This is a genomic window from Leyella stercorea, from assembly GCF_021531355.1.
In the GTDB taxonomy this organism is placed as follows: Bacteria; Bacteroidota; Bacteroidia; order Bacteroidales; family Bacteroidaceae; genus Prevotella.
Genome location: NZ_JADYTS010000003.1, coordinates 136,658 through 158,185, shown reverse-complemented (window position 1 = coordinate 158,185; position 21,528 = coordinate 136,658). Strand labels below are relative to the sequence as shown.

General features: G+C 50.4%; 16 protein-coding genes. 6 read left to right on the top strand and 10 right to left on the bottom strand.

Features of this window, described 5'->3' with window-relative positions:
- Positions 1–13: 13 nt before the first annotated feature.
- Positions 14–1,195, bottom strand: a complete 1,182-nt coding sequence (locus I6E38_RS02235; RefSeq protein ID WP_235392458.1) for a MalY/PatB family protein — start codon at positions 1,193–1,195, stop codon at positions 14–16.
- A gap of 199 nt (positions 1,196–1,394) precedes the next feature.
- Here I6E38_RS02235 and I6E38_RS02230 point away from each other — a divergent pair, with 199 nt between their 5' ends.
- The 4 genes from I6E38_RS02230 (at position 1,395) to I6E38_RS02215 (ending at position 7,324) form a co-directional block, all read left to right on the top strand.
- Entirely contained in the window at positions 1,395–3,569 is a 2,175-nt protein-coding gene (locus tag I6E38_RS02230) for a GH92 family glycosyl hydrolase (protein WP_235392457.1), read from the top strand.
- A 34-nt stretch (positions 3,570–3,603) separates the two neighbouring features.
- Entirely contained in the window at positions 3,604–5,592 is a 1,989-nt protein-coding gene (locus tag I6E38_RS02225) for a glucosamine-6-phosphate deaminase (protein ID WP_235392456.1), read from the top strand.
- A gap of 212 nt (positions 5,593–5,804) precedes the next feature.
- Positions 5,805–5,984 (top strand): DUF4250 domain-containing protein, encoded by a 180-nt coding sequence (locus I6E38_RS02220; protein ID WP_235392455.1) that lies wholly within the window; start codon positions 5,805–5,807, stop codon positions 5,982–5,984.
- Entirely contained in the window at positions 5,984–7,324 is a 1,341-nt protein-coding gene (locus tag I6E38_RS02215) for an MATE family efflux transporter (RefSeq protein WP_235392454.1), read from the top strand. Before I6E38_RS02220 ends, I6E38_RS02215 begins: the two co-directional genes overlap by 1 nt.
- On the opposite strand, the gene aat is transcribed toward I6E38_RS02215, so the two are convergent.
- The 4 genes from aat to I6E38_RS02195 all read right to left on the bottom strand — a co-directional run bounded on the left by aat (position 7,311) and on the right by I6E38_RS02195 (position 11,059).
- On the bottom strand, positions 7,311–7,961 hold the full coding sequence (gene aat, locus I6E38_RS02210; RefSeq protein ID WP_235392453.1) for a leucyl/phenylalanyl-tRNA--protein transferase: 651 nt from the start codon (positions 7,959–7,961) through the stop codon (positions 7,311–7,313). The genes I6E38_RS02215 and aat overlap by 14 nt on opposite strands.
- A gap of 78 nt (positions 7,962–8,039) precedes the next feature.
- A complete protein-coding gene (locus tag I6E38_RS02205; RefSeq protein ID WP_235392452.1) occupies positions 8,040–8,411 on the bottom strand; it encodes a four helix bundle protein in 372 nt (123 codons plus the stop codon).
- 70 nt (positions 8,412–8,481) lie between these two features.
- Positions 8,482–10,698: an AAA family ATPase gene (locus tag I6E38_RS02200; RefSeq protein WP_475595047.1), complete on the bottom strand. Its 2,217-nt coding sequence runs from the start codon at positions 10,696–10,698 to the stop codon at positions 8,482–8,484.
- 58 nt (positions 10,699–10,756) lie between these two features.
- A complete protein-coding gene (locus I6E38_RS02195) occupies positions 10,757–11,059 on the bottom strand; it encodes an ATP-dependent Clp protease adaptor ClpS (RefSeq protein ID WP_235392451.1) in 303 nt (100 codons plus the stop codon).
- Between the two features lie 163 nt (positions 11,060–11,222).
- Here I6E38_RS02195 and I6E38_RS02190 point away from each other — a divergent pair, with 163 nt between their 5' ends.
- On the top strand, positions 11,223–11,810 hold the full coding sequence (locus I6E38_RS02190) for a porin family protein (protein ID WP_235392450.1): 588 nt from the start codon (positions 11,223–11,225) through the stop codon (positions 11,808–11,810).
- Between the two features lie 341 nt (positions 11,811–12,151).
- Here the strand turns inward: I6E38_RS02190 and I6E38_RS02185 are convergent, their stop codons facing one another.
- The 5 genes from I6E38_RS02185 to I6E38_RS15290 all read right to left on the bottom strand — a co-directional run bounded on the left by I6E38_RS02185 (position 12,152) and on the right by I6E38_RS15290 (position 18,606).
- Positions 12,152–12,916, bottom strand: a complete 765-nt coding sequence (locus I6E38_RS02185) for a UDP-2,3-diacylglucosamine diphosphatase (RefSeq protein WP_235392449.1) — start codon at positions 12,914–12,916, stop codon at positions 12,152–12,154.
- 119 nt (positions 12,917–13,035) lie between these two features.
- Positions 13,036–13,356 (bottom strand): iron-sulfur cluster assembly protein, encoded by a 321-nt coding sequence (locus I6E38_RS02180; protein WP_235392448.1) that lies wholly within the window; start codon positions 13,354–13,356, stop codon positions 13,036–13,038.
- 168 nt (positions 13,357–13,524) lie between these two features.
- Complete coding sequence (locus I6E38_RS02175; RefSeq protein WP_235392447.1) at positions 13,525–14,640, bottom strand: OmpA family protein; 1,116 nt, start codon at positions 14,638–14,640, stop codon at positions 13,525–13,527.
- A 64-nt stretch (positions 14,641–14,704) separates the two neighbouring features.
- Positions 14,705–15,298, bottom strand: a complete 594-nt coding sequence (locus I6E38_RS02170) for a hypothetical protein (RefSeq protein ID WP_235392446.1) — start codon at positions 15,296–15,298, stop codon at positions 14,705–14,707.
- A gap of 158 nt (positions 15,299–15,456) precedes the next feature.
- Positions 15,457–18,606: a DUF4988 domain-containing protein gene (locus I6E38_RS15290; protein ID WP_262912305.1), complete on the bottom strand. Its 3,150-nt coding sequence runs from the start codon at positions 18,604–18,606 to the stop codon at positions 15,457–15,459.
- Between the two features lie 568 nt (positions 18,607–19,174).
- On the opposite strand from I6E38_RS15290, the gene rnr reads away from it, so the two are divergent.
- Positions 19,175–21,370, top strand: a complete 2,196-nt coding sequence (rnr, locus tag I6E38_RS02160) for a ribonuclease R (protein ID WP_235392445.1) — start codon at positions 19,175–19,177, stop codon at positions 21,368–21,370.
- Positions 21,371–21,528: the final 158 nt, after the last annotated feature.

Genomic DNA, 21,528 nt, shown 5'->3' with positions numbered 1-21,528 from the left:
GTTATCGTAAATATCACAATGCCTTCACAGCCTGCTCCAGACGCTCCATGGCGTCCTGCAGCACGGCGCGGGGCGACGCAATGTTCATACGCATGAATCCGCGACCCTCCTCGCCAAACATCTCGCCGTCGTTGAGAGCCAGACGTGCGCCGTCAACAAAGAGACGGTTGAGCGCGTCGTGGTCGAGATTGAGGTCGCGACAGTTGAGCCAGATGAGGAACGAGGCTTGCGGACGCAGCGCCTTTATCTGCGGAATGCGTGTCTTGAGGAAGTTGTCCACGAAGTCGATGTTGGCCTCAACATACTCCAGCATCTGCTGGCGCCACTCCTCACCATTCTGGAATGCTGCAATAGTGGCAATGGGCGAGAAGATGGTAGGCTCGCTGAGTTCGTTGGCGTCGAGCCACTCGAAGAACGGGCGGCGCAACTCCTCGTTGGGCACAACACAGTAAGAGCTGACTATACCGGCAATGTTGAATGTCTTCGACGGTGCTCCGAATGTGATGCTGCACTGGGCTGCACGCTCCGAAACCGACGCAAACGGATGGTGCTTGAATCCCTTGTGAGCCATGTCGCAATGTATCTCGTCCGAGATGACAATGATGCCGCGCTCCCAGCAGAAGTCGGCAAGGCGGCTGAGGGTGTCCACATCCCACACGATGCCAGCCGGATTGTGAGGATTGGCGAGTATCAGCACGCGGCACTTCTCGTCAGCCACCTTGGCAAGACCCTCGAAGTCCATCGAGTACGATCCGTCCTCATTCATGATGAGCGGATTCATCACCACCTGGCGCTTGTTGCCCAGCGGAGTGAGGCGGAACGGATGGTATACCGGCGGCTGGATGATTACCTTCTCGTCGGGCTTGCAGAACACGTTGACAACGAAGCCTATGCCCTTGACGATGCCCGGAATGAATCGCATCCATCCGCTGTCGACATTCCACTGATGATGGTCGGCAATCCATTTTGTCACCGTAGGCCAGAAGTCGGCAGGCATATCGGTGTATCCGTAGAGCGAGTGGTCGAGACGGCGGCGCAGTGCGTCGGTGATAAACTCAGGAGTCTCGAAGTTCATGTCTGCCACCCACATCGGCGTAAGGTCAGGTCGGCCGTAGCGTTCGTTGAGTACGTCAACAGCCAAAGCACCCGTGCCGTGGCGGTCGATGATTTTGTCGAAGTTGTATTTTGTAGACATATAAATATGTATGCGTGTTATTTTTATTACACTACAAAAGTACATTCTTATTGCTTATCTAATCGTCAATAACTTGTCATTATGTTTTACATTTAGCAACATTTGCACATAACTTGTTTTTTTTAACAGAAAAATTTTACATCACGAATGCAAATACATAAGTAAAAACCGTAAATTTGCAGTTACTAATTACCACGCTATGAATATAAAACATCTACTACGAATTGCAGCATTGGTGGCAGTATTGTTCAGTATTACAATACAAAATACAAGTGCTGCCAACGATAATCTCACGCAATATGTCAACCAATATATTGGTACGGGTGGCCACGGCCATACCGTGATGGGTGCCAACGCTCCCTTCGGACTCGTCATCGTAGGTCCAACAGAGCCACTGCGCGGATGGGACTGGACTTCGGGCTATCACTATAGCGACAACGAGATTATAGGCTTCGGCCACATGCACCTATCGGGTACGGGCATAGGCTGCCTGGGCGACATAGCCCTGCTGCCCATAAGCAATCCCGACCAGCGCTCCACTTTCTTCACCCACGACAACGAGCGCATGCATCCCGGCTACTACTCGCTGCGACTCACCGACCCCGACGTGCTCGTAGAGCTGACAGCCACCAAGCGCTGCGCCATGCACCGCTATACATTCGGCAAGGGAGCCAAGCAGCAGTTGGCACTCGACCTGTCGCAGTGCATAGGATGGGACACTCCTACCGACTGTATGCTGTCGCAGGAGTCGCCCACACGACTCATAGGCTATCGCCGCTCTACGGGTTGGGCTAAGGACCGCCGTATATATTTCGCAATGGAATTTTCACGCCCCGTATACGTGGAGCGTTCCGATTCGATGTACCGTGCACTGCTGTCGTTCAACAGCCTCGACACACCACTGATTGTAAAGGTGTCGCTATCGCCCGTCGAGCCTGACAAAGCCAAAGCCAACATGCAATTCGAGATGCCCGGATGGGACTTCGACGCTGTGGTAAGCAAGGTGGACGACGAGTGGAACACCCAACTCTCTCGCATACAGATAGACACCAAGGACAACACCCGTCGCCGTATATTCTACACTGCCATGTATCACCTCATGACCTCGTGCATGACATTCAACGACTTCGACGGACAGTATCGCGGTGCCGACGGCAAGGTGCATCGTGGCGACTTCACCAACTACACCACCCTCTCGCTGTGGGACACCTACCGTGCCGCCCACCCACTCATGTCGTTCCTATTCCCCGACATGCAGCGCGACTTCGTGCAGACATTCCTCAACATCTACCGCCAGCAGGGCCGTCTGCCCGTATGGCATCTGATGGGCAATGAGACCGACTGTATGATAGGCAATCCTGGAGCCATCGTGCTTGCCGACCTCACGCTGAAGGGATTTGCCAAGGGACACGAGAAGGAAGTGTTCGAGGCTCTCAAGACGACACAGAGCACCGACATACGCAGCCTTGACATTCTGAAGAAGTACGGCTATATACCCTGGGACAAGGTGCCCACCAACGAGACCGTTGCCAATGCGCTGGAATACTGCATTGCCGACGACGCTACAGCCAAGATAGCTGCCATGCTGGGCAAAGAAGCCGACCGCCAGTACTTCTACAACCGCTCACGATCGTACGCCAAATACTTCGACCCCGCTACGGGATTTATGCGCGCTATAGGCACCGACGGCAAGTTCCGCACGCTGTTCGACCCCTTCAACGCCGAGCACCGCGCCAACGACTACACCGAAGGCAACGCCTGGCAGTACACATTCCTCGTGCCGCACGACGTGCACGGACTCATCAAGCTGTTCGGTTCGGACAGCAAGTTCATGAGCAAGCTCGACTCGCTGTTCATCGCTGAGGGCGACGCCGGAGCCAACGCCTCGCCCGACATGTCGGGCATGACCGGACAGTATGCCCACGGCAACGAGCCGTCACACCACGTGATATATATGTACAACTACGCCGGACGACCCGACAAGGCTGCTCCGCTACTGCGCAAGATGCTCACCGAGATGTATCACGACCAGCCCGACGGACTCTCGGGCAACGAGGACGTGGGTCAGATGTCGGCATGGTACATCACGTCGGCATTGGGTCTGTATCAGGTTGACCCCGTAGGCGGACGCTACATCATCGGCTCGCCGCTGTTCAGCAAGGCAAAGGTCGATGTAGGCGGTGGCAAGACATTCACCGTCGTTGCACGCAACAACTCCGACCGCAACATATATGTGCAGTCGGCACGCCTCAACGGACGCAGATACTACAAGTCGTATATCGACTTCAAGGACATAACACGTGGCGGAACGCTCGAACTCACCATGGGCGCAAAGCCCTCGAAGTGGGGCACAAAGAGCGTGAACCGTCCGTAACAAAAAAGCAATCATAAATCTAATTTCTACTGTTATGAATCTTCATTTAAGCTCACAGATTGTACTTAACAAAGTACCCGAGCAGTACTACCGCCCTCGTACGGCAGTTGAACGTTCGGAAATGACACGTTGCGAGAAAATCTTTACCGACATATACCCGAAGATAGAGGAGGGTGCCAAGGTAATAGCCGATGCCGTAGAGAAGGAAATAAAGCGCTCGAAGCAAGCCGGCAAGAAGTGTGTGCTGGCTCTCGGCACTGGTCTGTCGCTCACTCCTATCTACCAGGAACTGGCACGCCGCCACAAGGAGGAAGGACTGAGTTTTGACAATGTAGTGGTGTTCAACGCCTACGAATACTTCCCACTCAACGCCGACAGCAAGCACAGCGCCATCGGACAGTTGCGCGAGCGTCTGCTCGACCACATCGACATCAAGGAAGAGAACATACACACTCCCGACGGATACATTGCCCAGGACGACGTATATGAGCACTGCCGCACCTACGAACAGCTCATCGCTGCTGAGGGAGGCATCGACATTGCCATGCTCGGCATAGGCCGTATGGGCAACATCGCCTGTAACGAGCCTGGCTCGCACATTTCTTCTGCAAGCCGCCTGATTCTGATCGACCAGATGTCGCGCGACGAGATGACCAACAGCTTCGGCACTCTTGAGCAGGTTCCGCCGTGCTCTATCACCATGGGCATCAGCACACTGCTCTCTGCCCACAAGCTGTTCCTCACAGCATGGGGCGAGGAGAAGGCCGACATCGTACAGAAGATTATCGAGGGCGAGATTACCGACGCCATTCCTGCTACATTCGTACAGACACACAACGACGCCAAGCTCATCTGCGACCTCGCTGCTGCCAGCAAACTGACACGTATCATCCACCCATGGCTCGTCACCAACTGCGAGTGGAACGACAAGACTATACGCGCCGCTGTGGTTTGGCTCTGCCAGCTTCTGGGCAAACCTATCCTGAAGCTCACCAACAAGGACTACAACGAGAACGGACTGTCTGACCTGCTGGCACGCTTCGGCTCGGCTTACAACTGCAACATCAAGATTTTCAACGACCTGCAGCACACCATCACTGGATGGCCTGGCGGCAAGCCTAACGCCGACGACACCAACCGTCCGGAGCGTGCCATGCCTGCTCAGAAGCGCGTGATAGTGTTCTCGCCCCACCCCGACGACGACGTTATCTCTATGGGTGGCACAATACGCCGACTCGTTCAGCAGAACCACGACATCCATATCGCATACGAGACATCGGGCAACATCGCTGTGGGCGACGAGGAGGTGACACGCTTCATGCACTTCGTCAACGGTTTCAACCAGATTTTCTGCGACAGCAAGGACGAAGTTATAAAGAATATGTATGCCGACATCAAGCGATTCTTCAAGGAGAAGCGTGCATCGGACATGGACACTGCTGCCGTACGCAAGATTAAGGGTCTCATACGCCGAGGCGAGGCTCGCACAGCCTGCACCTACAACGGCATTCCACTCTCGCAGGTTCACTTCCTCGACCTTCCCTTCTACGAGTCGGGCAAGATTGAGAAGCTGCCTATGACCGAGAAGGACGTGGAGATAGTACGCGAACTGCTGCAGAAGGTAAAGCCTCATCAGATATACGTAGCCGGCGACCTTGCCGACCCGCACGGCACTCACCGCAAGTGTACCGACGCCGTACTGGCTGCGCTCGACCTTGAGAAGCAGGCTGGCGCCAAATGGATCAACGACTGCCGCGTATGGATGTATCGTGGAGCATGGGCTGAGTGGGAAATCGAGAACATCGAAATGTGCGTGCCTATGTCGCCTGAGGAGCTTCGTGCAAAGCGCAACAGCATCCTGAAGCACTCATCGCAGATGGAGAGCGCACCGTTCCTCGGCAACGACGAGCGCCTGTTCTGGCAGCGTGCCGAAGACCGCAACCACGCCACTGCCGAGCTTTATCACAGTCTGGGACTGGCTTGCTACGAGGCAATGGAGGCTTTCGTACGATACAATCCGTAATTTAAAGGAGACAAGAGCAACACGCTCTACCCTTGTTGTTTGAACGACAATACAGACAATGATCGACAATAGGAGATGCAATATTATCAGTTGCACACTTGAATATTATAAAAATTGTCGAACATTGTCTGTATTGTCGTTAAATAAAAAATGTTTGTGTACCTTTGCACCCAGTATTAAGGATAATGAACAAATAATTTTTTTTTCAAATCATGCTTGACTTACCCAAAGACCCGATGATGCTCTTCAGCGTCATCAATATGCGTCTGCGCGACATCTATCCGTCGCTCGACGCTCTGTGCGACGACCTCCACGTCGACAAGAAAGAAATTATCGACCGCCTGGCTGCTGCAGGGTTCGAATACAACGAACAACAGAACAAATTCTGGTAATGACTTCACAATACAACAACCACTACCGCACGCTGCTATCCATTGGCATTCCTATCATGATAGGTCAGCTGGGAATGATTATTCTCAGTTTTGCCGACACCATGATGGTGGGCCATCATAGCACCAGCGAACTGGGTGCTGCCTCGTTCGTCAACAACATCATGAACCTCGTAATCATCACCGGTACGGGATTCTCTTACGGCCTTACGCCTATCGTGGGCGGTCTGTTCGGGCGCAAGCAACTGGCCGAAGCAGGTCAGGCTTTGCGCTGCTCGCTGCTCGCCAACACTCTGGCAGCGGTGATAATGATGGCAGCATTGACCATACTTTACTTCAATCTTGCCAACATTGGGCAACCCGACGAACTCCTACCCTACATGCGGCCCTACTATCTGGTGCTGCTGGCATCACTGCCCTTCGTCATGCTGTTCAATGCCTTCAAGCAATTCACCGACAGCATCACCGAGACGCGCACGTCGATGTGGATATTGTTGTCGGGCAATCTGCTCAACATCATCGGCAACTACATATTGATATACGGTAAGATGGGAATGCCCGAAATGGGAGTTGTAGGCGCCGGTGTGTCAACACTGGTTTCCCGTATAGTCATGGTGGGCATATTCCTCACAGTATTCCTCTGCAAACGCAGTATGCAACAATACCGTGAGGGATTCTTCAGCCTCGGATGGTCTCGCCAATTGGTGCGACGACTGAGCACGCTCGGCACTCCGATAGCTTTGGAAATGGGTATGGAGACAGCCTCGTTCTCACTGTCAATCATCATGGTGGGATGGCTTGGCACTATCGCTTTGGCTTCGCATCAGGTAATGTCCACCATATCGCAGTTCACGTTTATGGTGTATTACGGACTCGGTGCTGCCGTGGCTGTGCGCACAAGCTATTTCCACGGTCAGGGCGACACGCTCAATACGCGCCACGTAGTGACTGCCGGACTGCGTCTTATGGTGCTGCTCGAAGTGCTGTTGGGAGGCATAATATTCCTCCTGCGCAAAGACATCGGCTCGTGGTTTACCGACTCGGCTGAGGTGTCGTCATCAGTGCTGTCGCTTATGCTGCCCTTCTTCATCTATCAGTTTGGCGACGGCTTGCAGATAAACTATGCCAACGCGCTGCGCGGCATAGCCGACGTGAAGCCGCTTATGGTGATTGCCTTCATAGCCTTCTTCGTCATCTCGCTGCCCGTAGGCTATCTGTGCGGATTCGTAATGGGCTACGGACTCGTTGGCGTATGGATGGCGTTCCCCTTCGGACTGACGAGTGCCGGCATCATGATGTGGTGGAGGTTCAGAAAAATGATGGATATAATCAGTCGCGGCTGATTATATCCATATATTCTTTATAGGAAATGTATCGTCCGCCCATCGACTTGAGGTGAGGAGTCTCAAACTGGCAGTCGATTATCGAGCCGCCATGCTCACGCATGAAGTCGGCAAGGTATATCAGTGCCAGCTTGCTGGCGTTGGGCACGAGCGAGAACATGCTCTCGCCGAAGAATGCGCGTCCAATTGTCACGCCATAAAGTCCGCCCACAAGCTTGCCGTCCTGCCACACCTCCACGCTCTGCGCAAAACCCTGTCGATGCAATTCGGTATAGGCACGTATGATTTCGTCGCCCAGCCATGCACCCTCGTGCACGTTGCGTCCGTTGGCAGCGGCACATCCGCTTATCACTCCGTCGAAACATTCGCCCATCGACACCTCAAACACTCCCTTGTTCATCAGCGTGCGCATAGAGTGCGACACGTGTATCTCGTCAGGAAAAATGACGAAGCGCTGCTGCGGACAATACCACAGCGGCTCCTTCTCGTCGCGAAACGAATACCACGGGAATATGCCGTTGCTGTATGCCAGTAGCAGGCGGTCGATACTAAGGTCGCCGCCTACGCACAGCAGTCCGTCGGGCTCTACGTCGACGGGACGCGGAAATATCAGTTCTTTACCTATTCTGTATATCATAATGTGGAATGTGGAATGTGGAATGTGGAATGGTTGTAGCGCGTTGCACTACAATGTACAATGTAGAATGTGGAATGCTTATTGTTTGGTCGCAATATTCTGCCGTGCTGTTTTCGTTATAGCAACCAACATACGTTTCAATTCATCGCAATCCTTATATATGGAGTCAAACTGCTGCTTGTTTATATACTTTGTTCTTTCAAGAAGACGTAACCAATAAAGCGTTTCATTACACTCCTTCAAGGAAATATACGTTTTAGCAACAAAATCATTTTTGGTTATTGCACATTGCGCTTCTGCAACATTCGCACCAATACTTGTACCACTTCTGAACATCTGGTCTGCAATACGGTACTCATGCTTTTCTTCGTTTAAAAAACGGCACAGACCAACAATACGTATTGAGAAATTCATACATTTCTCTTCTACTAAAGAACCAAAGTCACTCATATTATATTTTATTGTGGTTAAACAAATAAACATTAAATCATCATTCAACATTGAACATTGCCGTAGGCAATCATTCAACATTCAACATTCCACATTCAACATTAAACTCTCCCCCCTTTTTCAGGCTTCCGAAGAGCAGCTCGCGCATAAGCAGCGGCTTGAGCATAGAGCCTATGACGCGGTCAATCTCGCGTGCTCCGTACTCGGGGGTGAAACCACGATTGAGCAGCAGCTGTCGGGCTGAGTCGGTGAGGTGCATCGTCACGTTCTTGGCGGTGAGCTTGAGCTGCAGCTTGGCGAGTTTCTTATCGAGGATGAGCAACGCCATCTGTCGGGTCATGTCGCCAAACACAACGATGTCGTTAAGACGGTTGATAAACTCGGGCTTGAACGTCTTCTTCACCTGTGCGAGCATTGCCTCGCCTCGCGACACTCCACCCATGAATCCGATGCTTGCACGCGAGGCGTACTGGGCACCAGCGTTGGATGTCATTATTATTATGGTGCCACGCAAGTCGGCTCGCTGACCGTGGTTGTCGGTGAGCGTTGCGTAGTCCATCATCTGAAGGAAAATGTTGAATATGTCGGGATGCGCCTTCTCTATCTCATCGAACAGCAACACGCAGTTGGGCGACTTGCGCAGAGCGGCAGTCAATTGTCCGCCGTCCTCGTAGCCCACATATCCTGCCGGCGCACCGATGAGCTTTGCCACAGCGTGCTTCTCAGCATATTCGCTCATGTCGAAACGCACCAGATTAACGCCCATGCAACGTGCCAGAGTGCGTGCCACCTCGGTCTTGCCCACACCCGTAGGACCAACGAACAGCAGCGACGCCATCGGTTTGTCGTCGTCGCCAAGTCCGGCTTTAGCCATCTGCACAGCCTCAACCACCTCGTTCACGGCACGGTCCTGTCCGAATATCTCGGCACGCATGTCGTCCGACAAAGTCTGCAACGCCACATTGCTGGTGTCGCGCAGCGCGGCAGCGTCTATCTTGCACATCTTGGCAAGTATCTCGCCCATCAACCGGCGGTCGACGGTCTGGCGTTTCTGCGTGGTGAGCGGATGGGTCTCGCGATAGGCTCCTGCCTCGTCGATGAGGTCGATTGCCTTGTCGGGCAGGAAGCGGTCGCTGATGTGTCGGGCTGTCTGGCGCACGGCAAACTCCATTGCACCCGTGGCAAACTTCACTCCGTGGAACTTCTCGTAGCCCGGACGCAGTCCTTCCAGTATGCGCACGGCGTCGTCGATAGACGGTTCGGCAATGTCAATTTGCTGGAATCGGCGCACCAGCGACTTCTGGCTTGCTATATAGCGGTTGTATTCGTCGTAAGTAGTGGAGCCGATGAAGCGTATCTCGCCGCTTTCGAGGTAGGGCTTGAGCATGTTGGAGGCATCGAGCGAAGCGTCGCCGCCCGAACGTCCTGCTCCAACCATGTTGTGTATCTCGTCTATGTAGAGTATGGCGTGACCTTCGGCGGTGAGTCCTTCCATCACCTGCTTGATGCGCTTCTCGAAGTCGCCGCGGAATTGTGCACCTGCTATCATCGTTCCCATGTCCATCATGTAAATGCGCGACTGCTTGAGGCGGTCGGGCACGTCGCCACGAGCAATGCGAGCTGCCAGTCCGTACACCAGCGCTGTCTTGCCGACACCTGCCTCGCCGACGTGCAGCGGATTGTTCTTGTCCTTACGACAGAGCACCTGTATGGTGCGCTCCAGTTCTGCCTCGCGTCCGATGAGCGGATTGTGCTGGGTGTAGGTGTCGGATATGCACGTCACAAACTCGCGCCATGCCTGACGGCGCGACTCGGTAGCCGTTTCCACTGCCTCACCATTGTCGATGGCTTTCTGCGCATCGTAGTAGCTCACGAGCGACGCCATGAAATCGCCTTGATTGTCGCCTATAAAGCGATTGAGTTCATAGGCAGCGCGCGACTCTTCGAGCATAAGCATGGCGGCTATGAGCTGTGGCACGTCGACAACGTCGATGTCGGCATACTGTGCCTGACGCACAGAGAGAGTCATCATCTCGGAGAATTGGTGCGAGCCTTCGATGGTGTAGTGCACGCCTTCGGGCACACGGTCAAGCGAGTCGAGATATTCACCTATGGCAGCCGAAAATTCCTCGGGGTCGACATTGATATCGAGCAAGGCGACCTGAAACGGCTCCTGACGGCTGACGGCAAGAAGCACGTGTTCGGGCGTCACGAACTCGTGGCGCCACGTGTCGCACGACTCTATTGCCATGCGCATGGCGGCTGATGTATTATTGCTATTTTTCAAAATTTGTAATCTTACGTATGGTCTTAAAAACGGTTGGCTTTAGGGTTTGCCCGGTGGTCTATTCGGGTTTGCATTCCAGTCGGAGGGGGAAGTTCTGCTCGCGCGCCATAATAGTGGCTTTGCGCACACGCGATGTGGCTATGTCGTAGCTGTATACACCCACTACGGCACTCCCACGCTCGTGCACGTCGAGCATGAGCGCCTCAGCCTCGGGCTGACTCTTATAGAATACTGTATTGAGGACATGAACGACAAACTCCATTGTGGTGAAGTCGTCGTTGTATATTATCACCTTGTAGCGACGCGGTTCGCGCAGGTCGGTATTGGTGCGATTGCGCACTGAAGTTTGTTGTTTTGCCATAATTGTACAAACTTACAAATAAAAATCTACAAAAAGAACAATATTATAGATAAAATGACGCAAATTTCCACAAAAAACGCTTGCTTGGTATCCATTTTTGGCATAACTTTGCAACCATACCTCTAAAACAACTAATTATTCATTAACAAAAACACAATTTGGTATGAAAAAGTTATTCTTAATGGCAGTAATGGCGCTTGCAACCGTATCGTCATTCGCACAGCACGCAGTTGGTACATTCACAATCCAGCCTAAGGTAGGTCTTAACTTGGCTAACGTGACTAAGGGTGACGGTGACATCCGCGTAGGTGCTGTTGCCGGTGCAGAGTTCGAATATCAGGTTAGTGACATCTTCAGTCTCTCGGCAGGTGCTCTCTACTCTATGCAGGGATGCAAGGGCGAGGTAAATGTAGAAGGTTTTGACGTTGACGCTACCGTTAAACTCGACTATATCAACATTCCTATCCTTGCCAACGTTTACGTTGCTAAGGGCCTGGCTGTTAAGCTCGGTATCCAGCCTGGCTTCAACGTAACAAGCAAGGTTTCTGCTGAAAAAGGTGGCACTAAGGTTTCTACCGAACTCGACGGTATTGAGAGCGTTGACTTCTCTATCCCTGTAGGTCTCTCGTACGAAATCAACAACTTCGTTATCGACGCTCGCTACAACCTCGGCGTAAGCAAGATTATGGATGGCTCTGACTCAAAGAACAGCGTATTCCAGTTCACACTGGGCTACAAGTTCGCTTTGTAATAACTCACAAACTATACAGAGGGTGTGCAAAAGTCTAAGCAGCACGCCCCGAAGGGGGCAGAAGCATTTAGCCCAGGGCATCGCCCTGGGTAAAATATAGCAACCAACATACGCCCTGTAAGGGCAAAAGCGTTAATAATCAATGCTTTTGCCCTTACAGGGCGTTTTGTTTTCATCAATTCCCAACACCCAGGGTGTTGCCCTGGGCTATGTGCTTATTGGGCTTTCAGCCCGTGTTGTTTGAGTTTTGACACACCATCATTGAGAGTTTTACTGTAATCATAACTCTCAACTCTAAACTCTCAACTTTCAACTTCCAACCCTCAACTCTCAACTATAAATCAAGGTTGGCTTTCGCCCTCAACGTATTCTTCGAGGAACATATGCTCGCCGTCGAACACTGCATACGTGAACTGCGTGATCCAATCGCCGAGAATCATCATACGCGACTTGCGCGAGAGGATTAGGTCGAGCTCGATGTGGCGGTGGCCATATATGAAATAGTCTACGTTGGGATGGGTCTTCATGTATTGCTTGGTGTACAATACGAGGTGCTCGCGCTGCTCGCCCATGTAGGGCGGTTCCATTCCGTCGACACGCTTGAGGCGCGAGTTCTTAGCCCAAGTGAGTCCGAACCACATGCTCCAGCGCGGATGGAGCGTACTGAACAGTACCTGACAGAGGCGGTTGTGGAACACACGCTTTATGAACTTGAACTTGCGGTCGGGGTCGCCCAGTCCGTCGCCGTGCGCCAGATAGAACACCTTGTCGTATATCTCCACCGTCTCCGGACGCGTATGAATTATCACTCCGCACTCGTCGTGCAGATAGCCATACGACCAGATGTCGTGGTTGCCCGTGAAGTAGTGCACCTCAACGCCCATATCGGTAAGCTCCGACAGTTTGCCGAGGAAGCGCGTGTAGCCCTTGGGCACCGCATAACGCCACTCATACCAGAAGTCGAACATGTCGCCCAGCAGATATATGGCACGTGCCTTGGTCTTTATCGAGTCAAGAAAACGCACAAGCCGGCGCTCCTGAGTGCGGCTGTGTTCTATAGCCCACGACCCGAGGTGGGCGTCAGAAAGGAAATATACGTTCTTCATCCTGTCAATTCAAAATTGAACAATTCAAAATCGGCGCAGCCAATCAATTCAAAATTGAATAATTCAAAATCGGCAAAGCCGACCAATTCAAAACTCAAAATTCAAAATTCAAAACTCGATTAATCGAACCCCAGTTCTACGCGAGCCTCTTCGGTCATCATGCTCTGGTCCCATTCGGGTTCGAACACGAGATTGACGTTCGACGACTTAACGTGTTCGAGCGAGTCAACCTTCAGGCGCACGTCTTCGAGAATGAAGTCGGCAGCGGGGCACGACGGTGCTGTGAATGTCATGTCGATGTCAACATGTCCGTCGTCCTTGACATCAATCTTATAGATGAGTCCGAGGTCGTATATGTTGACGGGGATTTCGGGGTCGTAAACAGTCTTCAGCACATCAACGATGCGCTCCTCTATCTGAGTCTTTTCTTCCTGTGTCATTTGTATGTATTATTGTTATAATGATAGTCTCTTGCAAATTTAATTAAAAATTCTGTAATACGGGAAGAAATACAAAAAAAGTCCGGATACCTCCGTTTATGTTCACACACAAACGGAAGATCCGGACTTCGAAGAATTGAAATCTACGATTTGATTTGTCGTATTTGTTTACTCAGCAGTGCCTACGCAGATAGCAACGCGGTTGTCGTCGTTTGACGGGAACGGCTGCTCAACGTCACCCTTGAAGGTATAGCTGATGCGGTGTGCCTGGATGCCATACTCCTTGGTGAGGATGTTGAATACAGAGAGTGCACGACGCTCTGAGATGCGCTTGTTGTAAGCTGCTGTACCTGTGTTCTTGTCGGCATAGCCTACGATGGTAAGCTTAGCGTCCTCATGATTCTTCATGAAGTCGGCAAGCTCCTTAATCTTGTCCTTGCCAGCCTGGTTGACTACTGAAGAGTTGATCTTGAAGTGGATATCGCGACGGATTTCCTCCTTCTTCACCTCTGGCTGAGGAGCTGGTGCAGGCTCAACATACTTGTTCTCTACAACAGGTGCCGGCTGAACGGGCTCCTGATAAGGATGGCTCTTCTTGCTCTTGCCGAGATTGATCTTTATACCGGCGAGTGCATTGAAGTACCAGTCGCAGTTGCCTGCCTTCTTTGAGTTGTACATATCGGTGAGGACGTTGGCGTTAGCCTCGATGCCGAGCGAAACGGCGTCAGAAAGACGGAAGTCGAGTGCCAAACCAGCCTTACCAACGGGGCGTACCTTGGTGCCGTCCCAGAGATACTGCATCTTATAGCCACTTGCAGCTACGTTCTGAGCCTCGTCGTTGCTGAATGCTACGTTAGCGCCAGCGCCGATAAGTGCTGTAACGTTAAACACGCGGTGCGGGTTGTAGCCGCAGAAAGCCTGCGAGAGGTTGAACATGAAGTCAACGGTAGGAGCTACGTACTTGTACTTGTAAACGATGTTACCGTTTGTGCCATCATGAACCTTGCCGTTGAAGCCACCCTTGCTCTGCCAAGCATTGACAGCAATGCGAGCACCAAACCAAGGATTGAACTGATAGCCAAGACCGAACTGCACATTCGGCGAAATCAAATCGCCGAACTTAGCCTCACCCAGAGTGTACTGAGCACCACCCTGAAGCTGCATAAATACATGCTTCTTAAAAACAGTGGTGTCACCATTAGCCTCAAGATAAGTGGCCTGTGCCATAGCTGACGTACTCATTCCGAGCAGTGCAGCTGCCATAATAGTTTTAACTGCTTTCATTGTCTTTTATTTTTTATTAAAGTTGTTATTCATAGATAAAGGATTCAGCAAGAATGCAAAAAGGTTACTTTTTCTTCTCCTCTGCCTTCTTTGCCTTCATCTCTGCAGAATACTCCTTCTCCATAGAGTCACGCTTCAGCGGATCAATAACTGTGCGGTCGCCATGGTCTGAGTCCATTACGCCCAAGCACCACTGTCCGAGCCAACGCATTGGCTTGAAGAACATCTTAGTAGTGATGTCAGGAATATCCTTGCCATTGCCCTTCTTAATCATAACGTTGCACAGAACTTCGTTTTCGTAGGACTCACTGAACTTGATATACTCAATGGTATAGCTCTCCATAGGAACTGACTTGAGCATACCCATCATATTTTCAATCTCCTTATTGTCGAGAGGCTGTGGCTCTGACTTAGGATTCTTGTAATCGATGCGATAGAGCATCTGAGTAGCTCCTGCTAAGTCTTTTTGCTTTACAAGGCTGAAGAATTCGTCTACGAGGTTGCGCACGGCGATGGAGTCCTGACTGGTCATACCCATCTCAAACTCGGTGGGTTGTGGACCCTTCTGTTCCTTCTTAGAGTTGCATGATGTGAAGCCTCCTATCACCACCATTATAAAGGCAGCAAGAAGCAGGAGGCAAAATTTACTTCTTCTCATAGTCATCAAATAATTTAAAGCAAAAAGGGGCAGGTAAGCTTAAAGATATGTCTTTGTCTTACCTGCCCCATTATGTGTTGTATATAGCCTACGGCATGATGTTGCTCTTTGTCAACGGATAACGCAGGCTATTATACGTTGTAGCTGTTCTGTACAGATTAGTTGTTATCAGTCTTCTTGATGTTAACAACAATCTCAGTGTAGATCTTACCCCAGTCGTATGTGATTACAACAGGAACCTTAACCTGGAAGTCGTGAACAGCAACTGTAGTCTTCTTCTCATAATTGATAGTACCGAAGGTCTTAGCCTTATCATTAGCAACACCATCCATGAGAGTAGCAACACCTGAATATGTAACTACAAAGTCATCAGTGTTAAGCTCAGCCCATGTACCAGAGAAGTTACTTGTTACCTTGCGATCCTTATCCTGTGCAATTGATGCTACCTTATAGTAATCGAACAAGTCGAATGCCTTGTTGCTGGTCTCGTAAACCTTCTTGTTATCATAATCACGCCAGTCAATGAAGTTGAATGTAGCCTTAGCCTTATATGAGCTCGGCTTAGAGTCGATGATTGTAGCAGCTGCACTTGTAACAGTGATTGGACGGAGGAACTTCACGAAGAACTTGTTGCCAGTCATTGTGATAGCGTCCTCAGCAGGAGCACATGTTGTAGCAGTAATGATAACCGGAGCCTCGAATGTCTTACCCTTAGCAAGCTCGCTATGAGCAGCGTAGTTCAAGATATCCTCAGCAACTTTATTCTTCAGATAAGTGATAACACCAGTTGTATTGTTAATTTCGGCAATCTTAGTACCTGTAACTGTTACATTGCTCTTCAGACGAGCATCCTGAGCGAATACAGCATTGTCAGTGCATCCAACGAGATAATAATCAGCCTTGTTTTCCTCAGCGCTACCTGCATTGAGAGTAACACCCTTATCGAACTTGTAAACGAGCTTAGCGCTGTTTGCCAAATCCTCATAACCAGCAGCTTTGAGTTTAGCCTTCAGAACATCAACTGGATCGCTAACGGTCTTACCAGTAGCATCCTTGAATGTTGACTGAGCAACTGAGAATACGAAGTTGTCTGTTGCATCAGCCTTAGCGGCCTCTACGTGAGCGTGGAGAGCAGCCTCACCCTTATTGTTAGAAACGCCATCGAACCATGTAGACTCGACCTTGTCAGCCATAGTGATGTTCCAAGCTGGAGTAATCTTGCGGCTTGCAGGCTTCCATGTAAGAGTTACGTATACATTGTTGTACTTAGTAGTACCATTATAAGGTACAAAGCGTACAATAACCTTCTTCTCTACATTCTCCTTGTTAGCAACGAAATCGTAAGCCTCATTGTTGCTGATAGTCCAAACGAGAACGTTTGTCTCATCTTCCCAGTTGTCGCGAACTGTCTTGTTTACAACACCGAAGGCATGTGCCTGATTAAGTGGCTGATCTGTAACCATATCAGGGAACTGCTTAGCAACATAAGCTGTAGTACCACGCCACTCGCGATCAAGGTAGTAAGTCTTCTTGAACTCCTCACGTGAGATACCGAGCTTATCGAAGATAGACTCCATCTGATCCCATGTTACCTTAAGAGTTGCAAAGTCATTAGTACCACAAACAAGCTCATACTTGTTGTTGAATGAGAATGTACCACCATCAATAGGTTCAGCCTTTACGTCAGTAATCTTAACAGCAGCGTAGCCTACAGATACGACCTTATTGTCGTGCTTTGTATCAACAAGCTTAACACGAACAAGAGCTGTACGACCAATGCTTGAACGCTTGTTTACCGGAGTAAGAACACTGTTCTCAAGCTTCACGTGAGCATTCTGATCAGTATTCTCTTCACCCAAAGTGAAAGGAACGAGCTCGTACTGGAACTCGAAGCCAGCAGCCTTCTGCTTGCGGTATGACATTACCTGCATTTGCTCACCGTTAGGCATATAAGCGGCACGGATAGTTGTATTGAAGTCGAAAGACTCGTTGTATGCTACAGAGAATGTTGTGTTATTAGAATAATATGCAGCACGAGCCTCATCAATAGCATTATCAGTGATGTAACCTGCGAATCGCATACCAGAACGGTCAGCACCGTAAATGATGTCGAATTTGTTTGTCAGAGCACGGTGGAGAGCTGCAAAGTCAGAAGTAACTACAGTGTCACCATCGTTGTAGCGGAGAGCAGCTACAGTAACAGCATTATTCTCCAAGATATTCTTGATGGCCTGATTATTCTCGTTAACGCTTGCATTTACATATACAAGACCCTTTGTAGCCTGATCAGCCTCTACTGAATTTACCTGGAAGTCGTTACCGAAGAGGAAATCGTTAGCACGTGTGTAGTTAACATCTTTAACGATGAAGTTGAACTTGCTAACATCCTTAAGATCAACGAGTGCGTTAGACGGGTTGAGATAGTAACCAAGGCTTACGTTAGGAACGTAAGATACAGTAGCGTCTGTTGCAACATCAGTATAGTCCTTAGCTACGAGGCTTGAAGAAGTTCCCTTTGTAAGGTGGAGAGGCTTCTTAGCGTCAAGCTTAAACAATGTAATCGGGTTGTACTCATAAGCGTCAACCTGAATAGCCTCAATACCCTGATAGTACTCCTCAGGGTTGAAAACGAGTGCACGAAGAGCAGCACCCTTAGCTACACGGATAGTCTTAAGCTCACCGTTGATAACTACGTTACCGAGAGTTACGTATGTACCATAATCAACAGCTGAGATACCCATACCGAGCCAAGAGATATCAGTATGCTTTACGAATGTGCCATCAGCCTTGTACTCATCGAATGTACCGTTTGTATTCGGACGATAGTAGTGGCCAGCCTCACCTGGAGCACCTGGAGCACCAGCTTCGCCCTGAGGACCTTGAGGACCCTGAGGACCTTGAGCGCCAGCTTCGCCCTGGTCACCCTTGTCACCCTTAGAACCAAGAGCATAGAAATCGGTCTTCTCAGCATTCTTGTACCAGTAACCATCTGTTCCGATAGTCCAAACATCAGCATCCTTACCAGCTGCGCCAGTAGCACCAGCAACGCCATCCTTACCGTTGCTAACGGTATAGCTCTGACCATTGCTCAAAGTGAACTTAACGCCAGCACCATCCTGAGTGACATTTGTGATGACACTACCACTCTTAATAAGAGCCTCAATCTTCTCGATAGCTGATTTGTTAGCATCGATCTGATTCTGCAGATTAGTGATGTCGTCATCGTAATCCTTACATGAAACGAGTGTGCCAGTTGATGTCACTGTCAGTGCACCAATAAGCAACGCGCCTAAAAATTTTTTATTCATACGACAAATGTTAAAAAAATTAATTATATTAAAATATTTATCTTCTATTGCTAAAGATTCTGTATTAATAGTACTTTCTCGCAACCCTTTTAGGTCGTTTTGTCCAGCATTCGAGTAAAAACCTCCTGCTGGAATATATTTCTGTGCAAAAATAGAAAGAATTTCCGTATCACACAAATAAAATTGATTATTTTTTTGTTATTGTCACAAAAATGTCTGTTTTATATCAAGTGGCTAAAAGCGCATATATAATAAATAAGGTATAGTCCCCAGGCCGCCTTGTCGCTTCTAATGACAAAGATGGTCGTCTTAGGGTCAGGAGGGGTGATATACTGTTCATAATTATTTGCTTTAGTTTAGAGAGTGCAAAGTTACGAAAAAAATCGCAAACCGCGCAAACACAATGAAACAATATTCGCAGCAACAGCGTATAAATGTGAAAAAAAGCACATATATTGTTGTTTTTTTACTACACGGCTCACGTTTTCGAAGCAAAACACCGTCTATGTCAAAACTTTTTTGTTTATTTGCATAGACTAAGACAAAACACTTAAAAAAATACACGACTATGGGAAAAGGAAAAAAGGGCGGCAAGCGCATGACCAAGAAACAGCTTGTCCCGAAACTTGAGGAACTCTTCACCTCCAATCCCGGCAAGACAATGTCGTTCAAGGAGATTTTCCGTACCCTGCATCTTGACACCCACCCGCTCAAGATGCTCGCCATCGACATAATGGAGGAGATGGCGTGGGACGACTTCATCACCAAGGTAAGCGACAACTCCTACCAGCTCAACATGAAGGGCCAGGTGCAGGAAGGCGTGTTCCAGCGCAAGACCAACGGCAAGAACAGCATAATGCCCGACGATTCGGACAAACCAATCTTCGTGGCAGAGCGCAACTCGATGTGGGCATTGACGGGCGACCGCGTGCGTTTTGCATGTATGGCACGACGCAAGAACCATATCAAGGAGGCGCAGGTTATCGAAATACTCAAGCGTGCAAAGGATACGTTCGTCGGACGATTGTCGTTCGACCACGACCTGTGCACGCTCATCTCGCCATCTAACGTACTTGCCAACAGCATCATCATTCCGCGACGCAAGCTGAAGGGCGGCAAGGACGGCGACAACGCTGTCGTTCACATCGTGGAATGGCCCGACCAGGACCATCGCAACATGATTGGCGAGGTGGTGGACGTGCTGGGCAAGGCTGGCAACAACGACGTCGAGATGAACACTATCCTCGCGCAATACGGTCTGCCGTACAAGTATCCGAAGAATGTGGAGGAGGCAGCCGAGAAGATTTCGGCTGAGATTACGCCCGAAGACTATGCCGAGCGCGAGGACTTCCGCGACACTTTCACCTGCACCATCGACCCGAAGGACGCCAAGGACTTCGACGACGCCCTGTCTATAAAGAAGCTTAAGGACGGACTGTGGGAGGTAGGCGTACACATTGCCGACGTGAGCCACTACGTCAAGGAGGGGTCGGTGATAGACAAGGAGGCGGTGAAGCGTGCCACGAGTATATACCTCGTCGACCGCACCATTCCGATGCTGCCAGAACGTCTGTGCAACTTCATCTGCTCGTTGCGCCCCGACGAGGAGAAATTAGCGTTCTCCGTCATCTTCAATCTCGACGACGACGCCAACGTAAAGAAATACCGCATCGTACACACCGTGATAAAGTCAAACCGCCGCTATGCCTACGAGGAGGTGCAGCAGTTGCTCGAAGACAACGGCGTGGTGGACGGAACGGGCAACCCTGCTCCTCCAGCACCTAAGGGCGGATACCGTGGCGAGAACGCTGACGCACTCATCCAACTCGACCGTCTGGCTAAGAAGTTGCGCGCGGCACGCTTCAAGAACGGTGCCGTGAAGTTCGACCGTGAGGAACTGCACTTCGACGTTGACGAGAACGGCAAGCCAACGCGCTGCTACTTCAAGCGCTCGAAGGATGCCAACAAGCTCATCGAGGAGTTTATGTTGCTCGCCAACCGCACGGTGGCTGAGTCGGTAGGCAAGGTGGCGAAGGGCAAGAAGCCCAAGACCCTACCCTATCGCGTACACGACAATCCCGACCCGACGAAGCTGGAGACGCTGCGCGAGTTCGTGGTGAAGTTCGGATATAAGATGAAGACCGACGGCACGAAGGGCGCATTGGCGAAGTCGCTCAATACGCTTATGTCGGCTTGTGAGGGCAAGCGCGAGCAAAACCTCATACAGACCGTGGCTCTGCGCGCCATGATGAAGGCTAAGTACTCCATCCACAACATCGGACACTTCGGTCTGGCGTTCGACTACTACACTCACTTCACGTCGCCCATCCGTCGCTATCCCGACACCATGGTGCACCGTCTCATCACACGCTATCAGCAAGGTGGACGCTCTGCCAACAAGGAACACTACGAGGAGCTGTGCGAACACTCATCGGAGATGGAGCAGGTTGCAGCCAATGCCGAGCGCGACTCGATAAAGTACAAGGCTGTGGAGTTTATGTCGGAACGCATCGGCAATGTCTACGATGCACACATCTCGGGCATCCAGTCGTACGGCATCTACTGCGAGATAGACGAGAACCACTGCGAGGGACTTGTGCCCATGCGCGATCTTGACGACGACTACTACGACTTCGACGAGCGCAACTACTGCCTCGTGGGTCGCCGACATCACCACAAGTACCAGCTGGGTGACCCAATAAAGATTAAGGTGGCGCAAGCCAATCTCGAAAAGAAACAGCTCGACTTCACGCTGGCAGAGTAGGGATTCAGTTGAGAGTTGAGAATTGAGAGTTGAAAGTTATGAATGGTATTGAAAATTCATAATTCAACAATTCATAAATCGCCGTAGGCGACCAATTCAAAACTCAAAAATCAAAAACTCAAAAATCGCGTAGCGAATACACAATATTTGCATTTCCA

What these genes read in the sequence shown, in the direction of transcription:
- I6E38_RS02235 (WP_235392458.1), bottom strand. Translation starts at nt 1,195, where the DNA reads ATGTCTACAAAATACAACTTCGACAAAATCATCGACCGCCACGGCACG.
- I6E38_RS02230 (WP_235392457.1), top strand. Translation starts at nt 1,395, where the DNA reads ATGAATATAAAACATCTACTACGAATTGCAGCATTGGTGGCAGTATTG.
- I6E38_RS02225 (WP_235392456.1), top strand. Translation starts at nt 3,604, where the DNA reads ATGAATCTTCATTTAAGCTCACAGATTGTACTTAACAAAGTACCCGAG.
- I6E38_RS02220 (WP_235392455.1), top strand. Translation starts at nt 5,805, where the DNA reads ATGCTTGACTTACCCAAAGACCCGATGATGCTCTTCAGCGTCATCAAT.
- I6E38_RS02215 (WP_235392454.1), top strand. Translation starts at nt 5,984, where the DNA reads ATGACTTCACAATACAACAACCACTACCGCACGCTGCTATCCATTGGC.
- aat (WP_235392453.1), bottom strand. Translation starts at nt 7,961, where the DNA reads ATGATATACAGAATAGGTAAAGAACTGATATTTCCGCGTCCCGTCGAC.
- I6E38_RS02205 (WP_235392452.1), bottom strand. Translation starts at nt 8,411, where the DNA reads ATGAGTGACTTTGGTTCTTTAGTAGAAGAGAAATGTATGAATTTCTCA.
- I6E38_RS02195 (WP_235392451.1), bottom strand. Translation starts at nt 11,059, where the DNA reads ATGGCAAAACAACAAACTTCAGTGCGCAATCGCACCAATACCGACCTG.
- I6E38_RS02190 (WP_235392450.1), top strand. Translation starts at nt 11,223, where the DNA reads ATGAAAAAGTTATTCTTAATGGCAGTAATGGCGCTTGCAACCGTATCG.
- I6E38_RS02185 (WP_235392449.1), bottom strand. Translation starts at nt 12,916, where the DNA reads ATGAAGAACGTATATTTCCTTTCTGACGCCCACCTCGGGTCGTGGGCT.
- I6E38_RS02180 (WP_235392448.1), bottom strand. Translation starts at nt 13,356, where the DNA reads ATGACACAGGAAGAAAAGACTCAGATAGAGGAGCGCATCGTTGATGTG.
- I6E38_RS02175 (WP_235392447.1), bottom strand. Translation starts at nt 14,640, where the DNA reads ATGAAAGCAGTTAAAACTATTATGGCAGCTGCACTGCTCGGAATGAGT.
- I6E38_RS02170 (WP_235392446.1), bottom strand. Translation starts at nt 15,298, where the DNA reads ATGAGAAGAAGTAAATTTTGCCTCCTGCTTCTTGCTGCCTTTATAATG.
- I6E38_RS15290 (WP_262912305.1), bottom strand. Translation starts at nt 18,606, where the DNA reads ATGAATAAAAAATTTTTAGGCGCGTTGCTTATTGGTGCACTGACAGTG.
- rnr (WP_235392445.1), top strand. Translation starts at nt 19,175, where the DNA reads ATGGGAAAAGGAAAAAAGGGCGGCAAGCGCATGACCAAGAAACAGCTT.